A 13,344-nucleotide genomic window follows, 5' to 3' on the forward strand; every position below is an offset into this window, starting at 1 on the left:
CGGCAAGGCGGCGGCACGGTCCGGCAAGACAGGCGGGCAGGGCGCCCGTCGCCTCACACCTGCATGTTCATGATGTCGCTGTAGGCCTGCACCATGCGGTTGCGCACGTGCATCGTGGCCTGGAAGCCGATCTGCGCCTTCTGGATCGCGACCATGGTCTGCTCCAGGCTGACGTTCGGGTTCTCGAGCTGAACCTCGCGCTGCAGCGCGCCGGCCTGGTTCTGGGCGGCGCTCACCGACTGCAGCGCGCCCGAGAGCGCGCCGGCGAAGCCGCCGCCGCTGCCCTCGGCGGCCGGGGGCGCGGTGCGCGCCGTGCGCGCGAAGGCCTGCGCCGGGGTGGGCGAAGTCAGCGGTGCGAGTCGGAGGTCCATGGGCACCGATGCTACGGGCGCTCGGCCGTTCGCGATCGCGGGGAAATGGGCAGGAAAGCAGCCCTTTATCGGGCTTATGTGGGACGGGGCCGGCCCGAATAATCGCAGCGAGCACGAAGCGCCTTCCGCGCCGTGCGAACCGACCCGCACCGCCGAGCCCATGTCCACCGCCGTCGCCGAACTTCCCGCCGCCCAGTCCGCGTCCCTTGCCGCCCCGGCCTGGCAGGGCCGCCTCGCGTCGCTCGACCGGCGCCAGCGCCTGCGGCTGGCGATCGGCGCCGCGCTGCTGGTGGCGCTGGCCGTGGCCGCCATCGTGATGGGCCGCCAGGCCGACTGGCGCGTGCTCTACGCCAACCTCGGCGACAAGGACGGCGGCGCGATCGTCGCCCAGCTCGCCCAGATGAACGTGCCCTACAAGTACACCGAGGGCGGCGGCGCCGTGATGGTGCCGGCCGACAAGGTGCACGACGTGCGCCTGCGCCTGGCCTCGCTGGGCCTGCCCAAGGGCTCGGTGGCCGGCTTCGAGCTGATGGAGAACAACCGCTTCGGCATGACCCAGTTCCAGGAGAAGCTGAGCTTCCAGCGCGGCCTCGAGGGCGAGCTCACGCGCTCGATCCAGGGCCTGGCCTCGGTGCAGAGCGCGCGCGTGCACCTGGCGCTGCCGAACCAGAACGGCTTCTTCCGCGAGCAGCAGAAGCCCTCGGCCTCGGTGCTGCTGACGCTGCATCCGGGCCGCACGCTCGAGCGCAGCCAGATCGCGGGCATCGTGCACCTGGTGGCCTCCAGCGTGCCCGAGCTCTTGCCCTCGGCGGTGAGCGTGGTCGACGACAGCGGCAAGCTGCTGTCGCAGACCGGCGACGGCGCCGCGGGCGGCGCGGGCGCCGGCGAGGGCCAGCAGCTGCAGTACGTGCAGCAGATCGAGCAGCAGTACATGCGCCGCATCCTCGACATCCTCGAGCCGGTGGTAGGGCGCCAGAACGTGAAGGCGCAGGTCACGGCCGACGTGGACTTCTCGCAGAGCGAGGCGACCATGGAGGAGCACCGCCCGAACCAGGCGGCCGAGGCCGGCGCCGTGCGCAGCCAGCAGACGGTGGAGACCACCGGCGCCGGCGCCACGCCGCCCGCGGGCGTGCCGGGCGCGACCTCGAACCAGCCGCCCGGTGCCTCGTCGGCGCCGGTCAACGGCCCGGCCGCGGCGCTCGCGCCCGCCGGTGCGGCGGCCGCGGGAGCCGCGGCGCAGCGCCCGCCGGGCAAGCGCGAGTCCACCATCAACTACGAGGTCGACAAGACCGTGAAGACCGTGCGCAGCGCCACCGGCCAGATCCGCCGGCTCAGCGCGGCGGTGGTCGTCAACTACCAGGGCGTGGCCGATGCCGCGGGCAAGGTGGTGCCGACCGCGCTGTCGGCGCAGCAGGTCGAGCAGATGACGGCGCTGGTGCGCGAGAGCATCGGCTTCAACAAGGAACGCGGCGACTCGGTGAACCTGATGAACACGCCGTTCCTGGTCGACGCGCCGGTGCAGGTCGAACTGCCGCTGTGGAAGCGCCCCGAAACGCTCGAGCTGGCGCGCAGCTTCGCCTGGCCCGTGGGGCTGGTGCTGATCGGCGCGATCGTGCTCCTGGGCATGGTGCGCCCCGGCCTCAAGGCCATGGCCGCGGCCAAGCCGCTGCCCGGCAGCATCACGCCGGCGCTCGGCGGACCCGCCACCGGCAGCCAGCTCAACGCGATGGTGGCCGACACGCCCGAGCGGCCCGCGCTCGGCGCGCCCGAGGCGGTGGCCGTGCCCTCGCCGCAGGAACAGGTGCCCGAGCAGATGCGCCTGGAGGGCGCGCGCCAGATGGCGCGGCAGAACCCGGTGGCGGTGGCGAACATCGTCAAGACCTGGGTCCACGGCTGAGCGGAAACCAGGCACATGGACGAACAGGGACTCAACGACGCGGCGATCCTGCTGATGTCGCTCGGCGAACAGGAAGCCGGCGAGGTGCTGCGGCACCTGTCGCCGCGCGAGGTGCAGAAGATCGGCGAGACCATCGCCAAGACCCGCGCGGTGTCGCGCGAGCGGCTCGGCGAGGTGGCCGACCGCTTCATCACCGCCACCGCGGGCCAGAGCCTGTTCGCGGCCGACACGGGCGACTACGTGCGCTCGGTGATGCGCCACGCGCTCGGCGAGGAGAAGGCCTCGATCCTGGTCGACCGCATCCTGCAGACCGCCGACCTCAGCGGCATCGAGAACCTCAAGTGGATGGACGCGCCCTCGGTGGCCGAGGTGCTCAAGCTCGAGCATCCGCAGATCGTGGCCGCGATCCTGGTGCACCTGGAGCCCGAGCATGCCTCGGCGATCCTGCTGCAGCTGCCCGACCTGCAGCGCGCCGAGGTGCTGCTGCGCGTCGCCACGCTCGAGGGCATCCAGCCGGCCGCGCTCGAAGACCTCAACGAGGTGATGTTCCGCGTGCTCTCGGGCGGTGCCAAGGTGCGCAAGCCCTCGCTGGGCGGCCCGCGCACGGCCGCCGGCATGATCAACCTGCTGGGCAGCGGTGCCGATGCGCAGGCCATCGCGGCGATCCGCAACCACGATGCCGAGCTGGCGCAGCAGATCGCCGACCTGACCTTCGTCTTCGACGACGTGATGAAGCTCGACGACAAGTCGCTGCAGCTGGTGATGAAGGAGATCGCGTCCGAGACGCTGATCGTCGCGCTCAAGGGCGCGGCGCCGCCGCTGCGCGACAAGTTCCTCTCGAACATGTCCTCGCGCGCGGCCGAGGCGCTGCGCGAGGACCTCGAGGCGCGCGGTCCGCTGCGGCTGTCGGAGGTCGAGGCGCAGCAGAAGGAAATCCTCAAGGCGCTGCGCCGGCTCGCCGACGAAGGCCAGATCATGCTGGGCGGCGGCGATGGCGGGTTCGTCTGATGGGCGCGCGCATGACGCTTGCTGAAACGACGGAGGTCCGGGCGTGAGCCGCGGTGCCTTCATCCGCGGCGAGGACGTCGCGCGCTTCGCGCGCTGGCAGTTCGCCGCCGTCGGCGCCGAGGGCAACGTGCTCGGCGGCGTGGTCGATCCCGAGGCGATCGAGGAGGCGCGCCAGCAGGGCCGCGACGAAGGCTACGCGGCCGGCCGCGCCGCCGCGCAGGCCGAGGCGCGCGAACAGATGGAGGCCTACCAGGCCAACGAGGGCCTGGAGGCCGCGCAGCGCGTGGCCGCCTTGCTCGCAAGCGCCGAGGCGCAACTGGCCGAGGTGCAGCAGGAGCTCGCGCGCGGCACGCTCGAGATCGCCTGCGCGCTCGCGCGCCAGGTGCTGCGCCAGGAGATCGCGACGCGGCCGGCCGTGCTCGAGCCCGTGGTGCGCGAGGCGCTCGCGATGCTCGCGGTCGATGGCAAGGCCAGCGCCGTGCGGCTGTCGCCCACCGATTTCGAGAGGCTGGGCGTTGCGCTGCGCGCCGAGTTCGAGGGCCAGCCCGTGAGCGTGGTGGCCGACGCGGGCATCGCGCCCGGCGACTGCCTGGTCGAATCGGCCGGCACCGTCATCGATGGCGGCGTGGCCACGCGCTGGTCGCGCGCGGTCGCGGCGCTGGGCCTGGCGATGCCGTGGCAGGACGACGCGGCGCCGAAGGACCCGGATGCGGCTGGCTGACCCGCTCGACTGGCGCCAGTTCATGGCCGACGCGCAGGCGCGGCTGGCGCACGACGCCGGCCTCGAGGCGCGCGGCACGCTGACCCGGCTCACCGGCCTGGTGCTCGAGGCCTCGGGCATCCGCGCGCCCGTGGGCTCGCAGTGCCTGGTGCGCATGGGCAGCCAGCCCGCGGTGCTGGCCGAGGTGGTGGGTTTCTCGAACGACCGCGCCTTCCTGATGCCGGCCGGCGAGGTGCAGGGCCTGTCGAGCGGCGCCAGCGTGGTACCCGCCGCGCCCTATGTGCCGGTGCCGCGGCTCGGCGAGGCCGATCCCGGCATCGCGCCGCGCGTGGGCGCGCTGCGCCTGCCGCTGGGCGACGGCCTGCTGGGCCGCGTGGTCGACCCGCAGGGCCATGTGCTCGACGACCTGGGCCCGCTGACCGAGGTCAGCGCCGAGCCGCTGGAGCGCGCGCCGATCAACGCGATGGACCGCGACCCGGTGCGCGAGCCGCTCGATACCGGCGTGCGCGCGATCAATGCCTTGCTGACCGTCGGGCGCGGCCAGCGCATCGGCCTGTTCGCCGGCTCGGGCGTGGGCAAGAGCGTGCTGCTCGGGATGATGGCGCGCTACACCGCCGCCGACGTGATCGTGGTCGGCCTGATCGGCGAGCGCGGCCGCGAGGTGAAGGAATTCATCGAGGACATCCTCGGCCCCGAGGGCCGCGCGCGCTCGGTGGTGGTGGCCGCGCCGGCCGATTCGCCGCCGCTCTTGCGCATGCAGGGCGCGAGCTATGCCACCGCGGTGGCCGAGCATTTCCGCGACCAGGGGCTGCACGTGCTGCTGCTGATGGACTCGCTCACGCGCTATGCGATGGCGCAGCGCGAGATCGCGCTGGCGATCGGCGAGGCGCCGGCCACCAAGGGCTATCCGCCCTCGTGCTTCGCCAAGCTGCCGCGGCTGGTGGAGCGCAGCGGCAACGGCCTCAACGGCGTGGGCTCGATCACCGCCTTCTACACCGTGCTGTCGGAGGGCGACGACCAGCAGGACCCGATCGCCGACGCCGCGCGCGCCATCCTCGACGGCCACATCGTGCTGTCGCGCGCGCTGGCCGAGGAGGCGCATTTCCCGGCCATCGACATCGAGCAGTCGGCCTCGCGCGTGATGCACAACGTGGCCTCGGCCGGCCACCTCGAATGCGCGCGCCACTTCCGCGCCATCTATTCGCGCTACCGCAAGAGCCGCGACCTGGTGCGCGTGGGCGCCTATGCCGCGGGCAGCGACCCGGCGCTCGACCAGGCGATCCGGCTGCAGCCCGCGATGACCGCGTTCCTGCAGCAGCGCATGCACGAGAGCGCGCCTTTCGATGTCAGCCTCGGCGGCATGGCCGACGTGCTCGAGGGGCGGCAGGCATGAGCGGCCTAGAGATAGCCGCCGACATGGCGCGCGACCGGCGTGACGCCGCGGTGCAGGTGCTCGGGCAGGCGCGCCAGAAGTGGCTCGCGGCCCAGGTGCAGCTCGACCAGCTCGAGAGCTACGCGCAGGAATGCACCGCGCGCTGGGCCACGCGCTCGCTCAACTGCACGCCCGAGCTGATGCGCCACCACTACCAGTTCATGGAGCGGCTCGACCACGCGATCGCGCTGCAGACCGGCATCGTGCGCGAGCTCGGCCAGGGCGTGGAGCGCGCGGCCGTGCCGGTGCGCGAGGCCGAGGCGCGGCTCGAGAGCCTGCGCCAGCTGGTGCAGGCGCGCGAACGCGAGCTGCAGCTGCAGGCCGACCGGCGCGCGCAGAAGCAGACGGACGAACAGGCGGCCTTGCAGCATCGGCGGCACGGCGAACGGTCGGAGGAATGGCGATGAGCGTCGAAGTCGCGCGCACGAGCGTCGATCCCTTGCTGCCCGCGCGTGCGCCGGCAGCGCGCGGGCCAGGCGGCGCGGCCGATGCCTTCGACCGGGCGCTCGAGGGCGCGAATGAATCACAGGCCTCGGAGGCGGCGGAAGCGGCCGGCGAGGAGGGCGCTTCGAGGCCCGCGAAGACACCCGCCGCGGGTGCGGCGAAAGACGACGAGAAGGCCGACGAGGCGCTTGCCGGCGCACCCGTGCCCGCAACCACGCAGCCGGCCGTCGAGCCCTGGATGCTGCTGGCGCAGGGCGCCTTCGTGAGCCGCGAGGGCAAGGCGGGCGACGTGCACGTCGCCACGGCCGAGGCCGCTGTCGATGCCGTGGACGGCGCCGGAGCGGGGCCGAGGCCCGCCAAGGGAATGCCCGCGTTGCCGACGACGCCTGGCACCACGCAGGATGCCGCTGCCGATGTGCCCGCCGCGCCCGCCGCCAAGCCGAATGCAACGGCGACCGTGCGCGGCACGGCGCAGCGCCTGGCGAACCTGGCGGCGGCCGATGCCGCGGCCGCGCCGCCACGCACCGCGCCGTCGCAGCCCCTGCCGCCGAAGGAGGAACTCGCCGCCGCCTCGTTGTCCGCGCAGGCGCGAACGATCCAGGCCGCGGTGACGGAAACCGTCGCCACCGTGGCCGCGCCGCGCCGCGCCGAGAAAAGCACCGAGCGCGGCAGCGCCACCGGCACGCTCGCCGATCCCGGCAGCGCGACCGTGGGCACGTCCTCCTCCGCCTCGGCATCGTCGGCCTGGATGGTGCCCGTCGATGCGGCCTCCGCCGCTGCCTCGGCCGGCGGTGCCGTGCTCGCCGACCGCATGACCGAGCAGGTCAGCTGGTGGCTGGCGCAGAAGTCGCAGGGCGCCGATGTCTCGCTCGAGCTCGCGCCGGGCCAGACCGTGTCGTTCAGCGTGCAGGTGCAGGGCAACGAGGCGCAGATCGCGTTCCGCAGCGACCAGCCCGAGGTGCGCCAGATGCTGGGCCAGGCCGCGGCGCAGCTCAAGGACCTGTTCGGGCAGGAGGGGCTGCTGCTGTCGGGCGTGACCGTGGATGCGCAGTCCGCGGGCACGCAGCAGCGCGGCGAGGGCGAAGGGCGGCCCGATGCGCGTGGCGTGGTGCGCGGGGTCGCGCGGCTCGGTGCGGCCTCCGCCTCGGCGCCCGCGCCGGCGGTCGTGCGTGCGCCGCTGCCGGCGGGGCGTGCGCTCGATCTGTACGTCTGAGCGGTTTTCCCCCCTTTTTCCGCCCCTTCCCGCGGCCCTCGCGATCGAATAATCGACCGCACGAGGATGGCGATGGCCGCCGTCCGTGCCCCCAAGGAAATCCACCGTGTCCGCCAAAGCCGCCGACCCCGCCATGGCCAATGCCGCGCCGCCGCCCAAGGGCAGGATGAAGCTCATGCTCGGCATCGTCGTCGCCGTGCTGCTGGCCGGCGGCGCCGCCGCGGGCGGCACCTGGTTCTTCCTCAACAAGAACGGCGCCGCGGCACCGGCCGCCGCCGCCGATGCGGAACCCGAGCCCGAGGCCAAGCATGCCGATGCCACCTACCTGGCGCTCGAGAACCTGATCGTGAACCTGGCCGACCCGGGCGGCGAGCGCGTGGCGCAGATCGGCATGACGCTCGACGTGAAGGACGAGAAGACCGCCGCGCGCCTGAAGACGCTGATGCCCGTGGTGCGCAGCAAGATGCTGATGCTGGTGTCGCAGCGCACCTCCGAGGAACTGCTCAAGCGCGACGGCAAGGAGAAGCTGGCCGAGGACGTGATGCTCGAGGTGACGCGCGTGCTCAACCCCGAGTCGGCGCGCGGCGACGACGACGAGGCGCCGCGCCGCAGGAAGCCGCGCGCGAACGGCCCGGTGCGCGGCGTGCTGTTCTCCAGCTTCATCGTGCAGTGAGCCCGACGCGCCCATGAGCAGCAGCGAACAGGACACCGAGGCCGCGCCCGAGGCGGCGGCCCCCGCCGACACCGCCGAGCGCATGGCCGACGCGGCCGCGCGCGACTACGACATCACGGCCGGCGAGGAGCGGCTGGTGCGCCGTCCCATGCCCACGCTCGACGTGGTGCACGACCGCTTCGCGCGCAACCTGCGCCAGGGCCTGTTCCAGCTCGTGAGCCGCAGCGCCGACATCGCCATCGAGCCGGTGCAGCTGCTGCGCTTCTCCGATTTCCTCGGTGCCTTGCCGCTGCCGTCCAACTTCAACATCGTGGCGATGCCGCCGCTGCGCGGCCGCGCGCTGGTGGTCTGCGAGTCCACGCTGATCTCGGCGCTGGTCGATGCGCTGTACGGCGGCTCGGGCACGGTGCATGCGCCGATCGAGGGCCGCGACTTCTCGCCGACCGAGCAACGCGTGATCCAGCGCGCGCTCGGCGCGATCTGCCAGGCCTACAACACCGCCTGGCAGGACGTGTATCCGCTCAAGCTGGTGCCCGACCGCTCCGAGACGCACGTGCAGTTCGTCGACGTGGCCGCGCCTGGCGACACGGTGCTGGTCAACCTGATCAAGGTCAGCGTGGCGGGCGTCACGGGCCACATCCACGTCTGCCTGCCTTACGCCTCGCTGGAGCCGATCCGCTCGGTGCTCTACGGCGCGCAGCAGGCGCGCGAGATGGCCGAGGACCGGCGCTGGGTGACCATGCTCACGCGCGAGATCCAGGCCGCCGAGGTCACGCTGGTGGCCGAGCTGGCCCATCCCGAGGTCACGGTGGCGCAGCTCATGAGCATGAAGCCCGGCGACTTCATCCAGTTCGACCGCCTGCCGCAGCTGGTGGCCTCGGTCGAGGGCGCTCCCGTCTTCATCTGCCACTACGGCACCCACAACGCGCGCTACGCCTTGCGCATCGACGAATGCCTGCGCGGCGACGACCCGCACTGGCTTGGAGGTTCACATGTCCACTGATCAAGCCACCCCCGACAACGCCGCCGGCGGCTGGGCCGAGGCGCTCGAGGAAGTGCCCGCGGGCGCCGCCGCTGCGGGCGCGGCGCCGCTGCAGGACATCCAGCGCGTGCTCGACATCCCGGTGCAGCTCTCGGTGGAGCTGGGCCGCAAGAAGGTGCCGATCAAGCAGATCCTGCAACTCGGCCAGGGCTCGATCGTGGAGCTCGACACGCTCGCGAGCGAGCCGATGGACGTGCTGGTCAACGGCTACCTCGTCGCCCAGGGCGAGGTGGTGGTGGTCAACAACAAGTTCGGCATCCGGCTGACCGACGTGGTCGCGCCGGCCGAGCGGCTGCGCCGGCTCAACCGGGTCTGAGGCGGCTTTTCCTCCGTTTGCCTTCATGACGCAGAGCCTGCTCACCATCGTCGTCTTCATCGGCCTGATCTGCGCCGTGCCCTTCGTGCTGCGCCGCCTGCAGCAGCGCCGCGGGCTCGGTCCGGCCGGCGCGGGCGGTTCCGCCTCGCGCCTGCTGTCGGCGGTGGCGGTCGGGCCGCAGCAGCGCGTGGTGACGGTCGAGGTCGGCCCCGAGGGCGCGCGGACCTGGCTGGTGCTTGGCGTGACCGGCCAGTCGATCACCTGCCTGCACACGCTGCCGGCCGCGTCTTCCGAGGTGCCGCATGCGCAACTGCCGCGCTAAGGCCCTCGCGGCCGTCGCGCTGCTCGCGCCCGCGTTCGCCTTCGCGCAGGAGGCCGGCGGCCAGCTGCCGCTGCTGGTGGGCTCGGGCAGCGGCGGCACCAGCTTCTCGGTGCCGGTGCAGACCTTGCTGTTCTTCACCGCGCTGTCGTTCCTGCCGGCCATCGTGCTGATGATGACCGGCTTCACGCGCATCGTGATCGTGCTGTCGCTGCTGCGCCAGGCGCTGGGCACGCAATCGGCGCCGCCCAACCAGGTGATCATCGGCCTGTCGCTGTTCCTCACGGTGTTCGTGATGGGCCCCACGCTGGACCGCGTCTACGACGAGGCCTACAAGCCCTACAGCACCAATGCCATCGGCTTCGAGGAGGCGCTCAAGCGCGCCGAGACGCCGATGCGCCAGTTCATGCTCAAGCAGACGCGCCAGAGCGACTTCGCGCTGTTCGCGCGGCTGGCCAAGCTGCCGGCCGACGTGAAGGCCGAGACCGCGCCGATGCGCGTGCTGATCCCGGCCTTCGCCACCAGCGAGCTCAAGTCGGCGTTCCAGATCGGCTTCATGATCTTCATCCCGTTCCTGGTGATCGACATCGTGGTCTCGAGCGTGCTGATGTCGCTCGGCATGATGATGCTGTCGCCGGTGCTGGTCGCGCTACCGTTCAAGCTCATGCTGTTCGTGCTCGCGGACGGCTGGAACCTCCTGATCGGCTCGCTCGCCGCGAGCTTCGCCACATGAACGCACAGATGGTCCTGACCATGGGGCAGGAGGCGCTGGTCATGCTCCTGACCGTGTCGCTGCCCGTGCTGCTGGTGGTGCTGGTCGTGGGCCTGGTCGTGAGCATCTTCCAGGCCATCACGCAGATCAACGAGGCCACGCTGGCCTTCGTGCCCAAGCTGGTGGCGGCCGTGGCGGTGTTCGCGCTGGCCGGTCCGTGGATGCTTGCCACGCTGGTCGACTACATCCGCCGCGTGATCGAGTCGATTCCGCAGATGGTGCTGTAGCGCGCCTTCCGCTGTTCCCGTGCTGACCTTCACCGAAGCCCAGCTCATGGCCTGGGTCACGCCCGTGCTGTGGCCCTTCCTGCGCGTGCTGGGCGTGTTCACCACGGCACCGGTCTTCTCCTCGCGTGCCTTTCCGGTGCGCGCGCGCATCGGGCTGGCCTTCATGGTCGCGCTGTGCGCGCAGGCCACGCTGGACACGCCGCCGATGATCGGCCTCAACGATGCCGCGATGCTCGGCACGCTGGTGCAGCAGGTGGGCATCGGCATGGCGATCGGCTTCTCGGTGCGCATGGTGTTCGCGGCGGTCGAGTTCGCGGGCGAGCTGGTCGGGCTGCAGATGGGGCTGAACTTCGCCTCCTTCTTCGACCCCGTGAGCAGCGGCCAGACCAGCGCCGTGTCGCGCTTCTTCGGCAACATCGCGGTGCTGTTCTTCGTGGTGATCAACGGCCACCTCACGGTGCTGATGGCGGTGATCCGCAGCTTCGAGGCCTTCCCGGTCGGCGGCAGCCTGCTGCAGGCGCTGGCGCGCACGCGCATGCACGAGCTGGGCACCGACCTGTTCGCGAGCGCTATGTGGATCGCGCTGCCGATGATCGGGCTCCTGCTGTTCGTCAACTTCACGCTGGGCATCGTCTCGCGCGTGGCGCCGCAGATGAACATCTACGCCATCGGCTTCCCGGTCACGCTGACCGCGGGCCTGGCCGGCATCGCGCTGGTGCTGCCGATGATGGAGCAGCCGCTGCTCGCGCTGATGGAGCGCATGATCACGACCGCCGCGGGCGGGCGCTGAGTCAGCCCAGCCGCTCGCGCAGCAGGTCGAGCGCTTCCTCGGCCGTGCGCGCGATGCGGATCGAGCAGGCCAGCATCAGGTTGAGCGGCAGCTCGAAGCCCTCGACCGCCATGCCGTTCGCGTCGCGCAGCGTGCCGTTCGCATCGCGCCGCGTGGGCAGCGCGGCTTCGACGCGTGCCGCGTAGCTGCCCTCGGGAATGCCGTAGCCCACCACCGGCAGGCCCAGCGCGAGCGCCACGCCGACCTCGAACACCGTGCCCGAATCGGGCTCGGTGCCGCGGAACGGCGACAGGTCCGCGATCACGCCCGAGGCGCGTCGCAAGAGCGCCATGTTGGTGTCGTAGATCGCCTGCGCCACCTCGGCCGGCGGCGTGGCCGGGCCGCTCGCGTCCTCGGCCGGCGGCAGCGCCTCGAAGCCGCGCGCCACGCAGGCCTCGACCAGGCGCTGCAGGCGTTCGGTGGCATCGGCGCGGAAGACATCGGGGCCGGCGAGGTAGACGCGCCGCACGCGGTCGGAAGCTGCGTTCATGCGCCGAGTATGCGGCGACACGGCGCGCATGCGCGTAGGGCGATGCGCCCTGGCATTTCGCATCGGGTCGCGCCACAAAAAAAACAGCCCGCACGAGGCGGGCTGGAAGGTGACCTGCGGAGGAGGGAGGATCAGAGGTACAGGTCACAGGAAGAGCCCTTAATGTGCGCTCCGAACCTGCATGCAACCTGACCGTACGCGCCGTTTGGCCCTTTGAGGCGCGCGCTCATTCTGGGCTCATTCTTCGTGGCGACGGCGCCCGGTTCAGTCCTCGTCTTCCCATTTGCCGATGACCGTGCCCAGCACGGTGAAGGCGAGCCGGATCGGCTCGTGCGCGGGATTGAGCGGCTGCAGCCAGCGCCGGCCGTCCTCCTGCTTGAAGGCCTTGAAGGTGACCTCGCCGCTGGCGTCGAGCCTGGCGACGATGCGTTCGCCATCCATGGGCTGCACGCGCTGCGGGTCGACGAAGATGATCGCGTCGACCGGATAGCTCTTGAGGTGGCCGCTGGGCGCGGTCATGCTGTCGCCGCGCACGCGAACCGCATAGGCCAGCTCGCTGTGGCGGCTCACGCAGGGAATCCACATCTCGGCGGGCACCGGTTGCGGCGGCGGCGCGGGCGGCAGCTTGCCCTTGCGGAGTTCGCGCACGTTCAGTGGCAGCGGCGGCGGGGCCGGCGGTGGCGGTTCGGGGATGGTCGGGCCGGTCCAGGTGGCGGCCTGCTCCCAGGTGATCAACGGCACGGTGCCGGGCGTGCCGGGGCGGTAGAACGGGATCGGCGGCGGCACGCGCGTCACGCGGTAGGGGCCGTCGCGCTCGCCCGTGATGTCGCTCGAGCGCGGCAGCGCGGCTTCCTCCCAGGGGGCGCGGCCCTCGCCGGTGACCAGCCAGATCGGATCGCAGCGGTAGGCGCGCGCGAGCTGCACCAGACCCGAGGGCCGCACCGTTTCTCCACGCTCGATCTTCGAGATGTCGGATTGCCGCACGCCTGAGTGCTCCTCGGCCTGCCGCTGTGTCAGTTTGGCGAATTTGCGAGCCGCCAGCGCCCGTGCCGCGAGGGGATCTTCCATGGGCGCGAATTTAAGCGTGAGGGAATATTCACTCTCAACTCTAGAATGGGCGAAAGGGAGTCAGCCATGAAGCCACAAGAGCTCGTACTGGCGCTTCGCGCCATGGGACTTACGCAGAAGCAGATCCAGAAACGGACCGGCATTCCGCAACCCACCATCAGCAAGATCGGTCGCTACGGCGACCGCGACGTGATGCTGCGCACCTACGACGCGCTGCGCGCCGCCTACGAACAGCAGCTCAAGGAAGGGCCGGTGGCGCCGCGGGCGCCCAGGGGCCGACCTTCGACGCGCGCCGCGCCGGCCGAGCCCGTCGCACCGGGATCGGCACCCGCGGCTTCTGCTCCCGCACCGGCGTCCACGCCGGCCAGGGCCGGCGCCTCGTCCCGTCGCCGGCCCGCGTTGCCCCCGGTGGTGCTGCGCCCCTTTCCGCGCGGCCCGCTGCCTTGGCCCGCGATGCACCGCGACTGATCGATGCGCCGGGCAGGCCATGCCGTGCCAGGGCTTCGAGGGCAAGCTGCGCAT

The 13,344-nt window shown here is 71.8% G+C and carries 17 protein-coding genes; 14 read left to right on the plus strand and 3 right to left on the minus strand.

Annotated features, from left to right (window positions below; genetic code table 11):
• Positions 1-53: 53 nt before the first annotated feature.
• Positions 54-371, minus strand: coding sequence for a flagellar hook-basal body complex protein FliE (gene fliE / locus AC1HIL_RS19345; protein WP_057591766.1), 318 nt, complete (start codon positions 369-371; stop codon positions 54-56).
• Between the two features lie 160 nt (positions 372-531).
• Here fliE and fliF point away from each other — a divergent pair, with 160 nt between their 5' ends.
• The 13 genes from fliF to fliR all read left to right on the plus strand — a co-directional run bounded on the left by fliF (position 532) and on the right by fliR (position 11,225).
• A complete protein-coding gene (gene fliF, locus AC1HIL_RS19350; protein ID WP_479669793.1) occupies positions 532-2,268 on the plus strand; it encodes a flagellar basal-body MS-ring/collar protein FliF in 1,737 nt (578 codons plus the stop codon).
• 15 nt (positions 2,269-2,283) lie between these two features.
• Positions 2,284-3,276, plus strand: a complete 993-nt coding sequence (fliG, locus tag AC1HIL_RS19355) for a flagellar motor switch protein FliG (RefSeq protein WP_057591764.1) — start codon at positions 2,284-2,286, stop codon at positions 3,274-3,276.
• 43 nt (positions 3,277-3,319) lie between these two features.
• Positions 3,320-3,997, plus strand: coding sequence for a FliH/SctL family protein (locus AC1HIL_RS19360; protein ID WP_057591763.1), 678 nt, complete (start codon positions 3,320-3,322; stop codon positions 3,995-3,997).
• Entirely contained in the window at positions 3,984-5,390 is a 1,407-nt protein-coding gene (fliI, locus tag AC1HIL_RS19365) for a flagellar protein export ATPase FliI (RefSeq protein ID WP_479669794.1), read from the plus strand. The genes AC1HIL_RS19360 and fliI overlap by 14 nt, the downstream gene beginning before the upstream one ends.
• Complete coding sequence (fliJ, locus tag AC1HIL_RS19370; RefSeq protein ID WP_479669795.1) at positions 5,387-5,836, plus strand: flagellar export protein FliJ; 450 nt, start codon at positions 5,387-5,389, stop codon at positions 5,834-5,836. Before fliI ends, fliJ begins: the two co-directional genes overlap by 4 nt.
• Positions 5,833-7,086, plus strand: a complete 1,254-nt coding sequence (locus tag AC1HIL_RS19375) for a flagellar hook-length control protein FliK (protein ID WP_479669796.1) — start codon at positions 5,833-5,835, stop codon at positions 7,084-7,086. The genes fliJ and AC1HIL_RS19375 overlap by 4 nt, the downstream gene beginning before the upstream one ends.
• Positions 7,087-7,192: 106 nt before the next feature.
• Positions 7,193-7,759, plus strand: coding sequence for a flagellar basal body-associated FliL family protein (locus tag AC1HIL_RS19380; protein WP_057607213.1), 567 nt, complete (start codon positions 7,193-7,195; stop codon positions 7,757-7,759).
• A gap of 13 nt (positions 7,760-7,772) precedes the next feature.
• Positions 7,773-8,762 carry a flagellar motor switch protein FliM gene (gene fliM, locus AC1HIL_RS19385; RefSeq protein WP_261205864.1) on the plus strand — a complete coding sequence of 330 codons (990 nt, stop codon included), beginning with the start codon at positions 7,773-7,775 and terminating at the stop codon, positions 8,760-8,762.
• On the plus strand, positions 8,752-9,117 hold the full coding sequence (gene fliN / locus AC1HIL_RS19390; protein WP_057591757.1) for a flagellar motor switch protein FliN: 366 nt from the start codon (positions 8,752-8,754) through the stop codon (positions 9,115-9,117). The genes fliM and fliN overlap by 11 nt, the downstream gene beginning before the upstream one ends.
• A 25-nt stretch (positions 9,118-9,142) precedes the next feature.
• Positions 9,143-9,439, plus strand: a complete 297-nt coding sequence (locus AC1HIL_RS19395; RefSeq protein WP_093341687.1) for a FliO/MopB family protein — start codon at positions 9,143-9,145, stop codon at positions 9,437-9,439.
• Positions 9,420-10,169, plus strand: coding sequence for a flagellar type III secretion system pore protein FliP (gene fliP, locus AC1HIL_RS19400; RefSeq protein ID WP_431508852.1), 750 nt, complete (start codon positions 9,420-9,422; stop codon positions 10,167-10,169). The genes AC1HIL_RS19395 and fliP overlap by 20 nt, the downstream gene beginning before the upstream one ends.
• Positions 10,166-10,435 carry a flagellar biosynthesis protein FliQ gene (fliQ, locus tag AC1HIL_RS19405; RefSeq protein ID WP_057591754.1) on the plus strand — a complete coding sequence of 90 codons (270 nt, stop codon included), beginning with the start codon at positions 10,166-10,168 and terminating at the stop codon, positions 10,433-10,435. The genes fliP and fliQ overlap by 4 nt, the downstream gene beginning before the upstream one ends.
• A gap of 19 nt (positions 10,436-10,454) precedes the next feature.
• Complete coding sequence (gene fliR / locus AC1HIL_RS19410) at positions 10,455-11,225, plus strand: flagellar biosynthetic protein FliR (RefSeq protein ID WP_057591753.1); 771 nt, start codon at positions 10,455-10,457, stop codon at positions 11,223-11,225.
• A gap of 1 nt (position 11,226) precedes the next feature.
• On the opposite strand, the gene AC1HIL_RS19415 is transcribed toward fliR, so the two are convergent.
• Together AC1HIL_RS19415 and AC1HIL_RS19420 are read right to left on the minus strand one after the other, a co-directional pair.
• Positions 11,227-11,754: a nucleoside 2-deoxyribosyltransferase gene (locus AC1HIL_RS19415; RefSeq protein WP_479669797.1), complete on the minus strand. Its 528-nt coding sequence runs from the start codon at positions 11,752-11,754 to the stop codon at positions 11,227-11,229.
• A gap of 264 nt (positions 11,755-12,018) precedes the next feature.
• On the minus strand, positions 12,019-12,822 hold the full coding sequence (locus AC1HIL_RS19420) for a helix-turn-helix domain-containing protein (RefSeq protein ID WP_082321551.1): 804 nt from the start codon (positions 12,820-12,822) through the stop codon (positions 12,019-12,021).
• 66 nt (positions 12,823-12,888) lie between these two features.
• Here AC1HIL_RS19420 and AC1HIL_RS19425 point away from each other — a divergent pair, with 66 nt between their 5' ends.
• Positions 12,889-13,290, plus strand: coding sequence for a helix-turn-helix domain-containing protein (locus tag AC1HIL_RS19425; RefSeq protein ID WP_412179542.1), 402 nt, complete (start codon positions 12,889-12,891; stop codon positions 13,288-13,290).
• Positions 13,291-13,344: the final 54 nt, after the last annotated feature.

The sequence above is a fragment of the Variovorax sp. ISS6 genome, from assembly GCF_056523145.1.

Bases quoted from the DNA above. Each gene is read 5' to 3' on its own strand.
- fliE (WP_057591766.1), bottom strand. From the start codon at position 371: ATGGACCTCCGACTCGCACCGCTGACTTCGCCCACCCCGGCGCAGGCC.
- AC1HIL_RS19415 (WP_479669797.1), bottom strand. From the start codon at position 11,754: ATGAACGCAGCTTCCGACCGCGTGCGGCGCGTCTACCTCGCCGGCCCC.
- fliG (WP_057591764.1), top strand. From the start codon at position 2,284: ATGGACGAACAGGGACTCAACGACGCGGCGATCCTGCTGATGTCGCTC.
- AC1HIL_RS19425 (WP_412179542.1), top strand. From the start codon at position 12,889: ATGAAGCCACAAGAGCTCGTACTGGCGCTTCGCGCCATGGGACTTACG.
- fliM (WP_261205864.1), top strand. From the start codon at position 7,773: ATGAGCAGCAGCGAACAGGACACCGAGGCCGCGCCCGAGGCGGCGGCC.
- fliF (WP_479669793.1), top strand. From the start codon at position 532: ATGTCCACCGCCGTCGCCGAACTTCCCGCCGCCCAGTCCGCGTCCCTT.
- AC1HIL_RS19395 (WP_093341687.1), top strand. From the start codon at position 9,143: ATGACGCAGAGCCTGCTCACCATCGTCGTCTTCATCGGCCTGATCTGC.
- fliJ (WP_479669795.1), top strand. From the start codon at position 5,387: ATGAGCGGCCTAGAGATAGCCGCCGACATGGCGCGCGACCGGCGTGAC.
- fliP (WP_431508852.1), top strand. From the start codon at position 9,420: ATGCGCAACTGCCGCGCTAAGGCCCTCGCGGCCGTCGCGCTGCTCGCG.
- fliQ (WP_057591754.1), top strand. From the start codon at position 10,166: ATGAACGCACAGATGGTCCTGACCATGGGGCAGGAGGCGCTGGTCATG.
- AC1HIL_RS19375 (WP_479669796.1), top strand. From the start codon at position 5,833: ATGAGCGTCGAAGTCGCGCGCACGAGCGTCGATCCCTTGCTGCCCGCG.
- fliN (WP_057591757.1), top strand. From the start codon at position 8,752: ATGTCCACTGATCAAGCCACCCCCGACAACGCCGCCGGCGGCTGGGCC.
- fliI (WP_479669794.1), top strand. From the start codon at position 3,984: ATGCGGCTGGCTGACCCGCTCGACTGGCGCCAGTTCATGGCCGACGCG.
- AC1HIL_RS19420 (WP_082321551.1), bottom strand. From the start codon at position 12,822: ATGGAAGATCCCCTCGCGGCACGGGCGCTGGCGGCTCGCAAATTCGCC.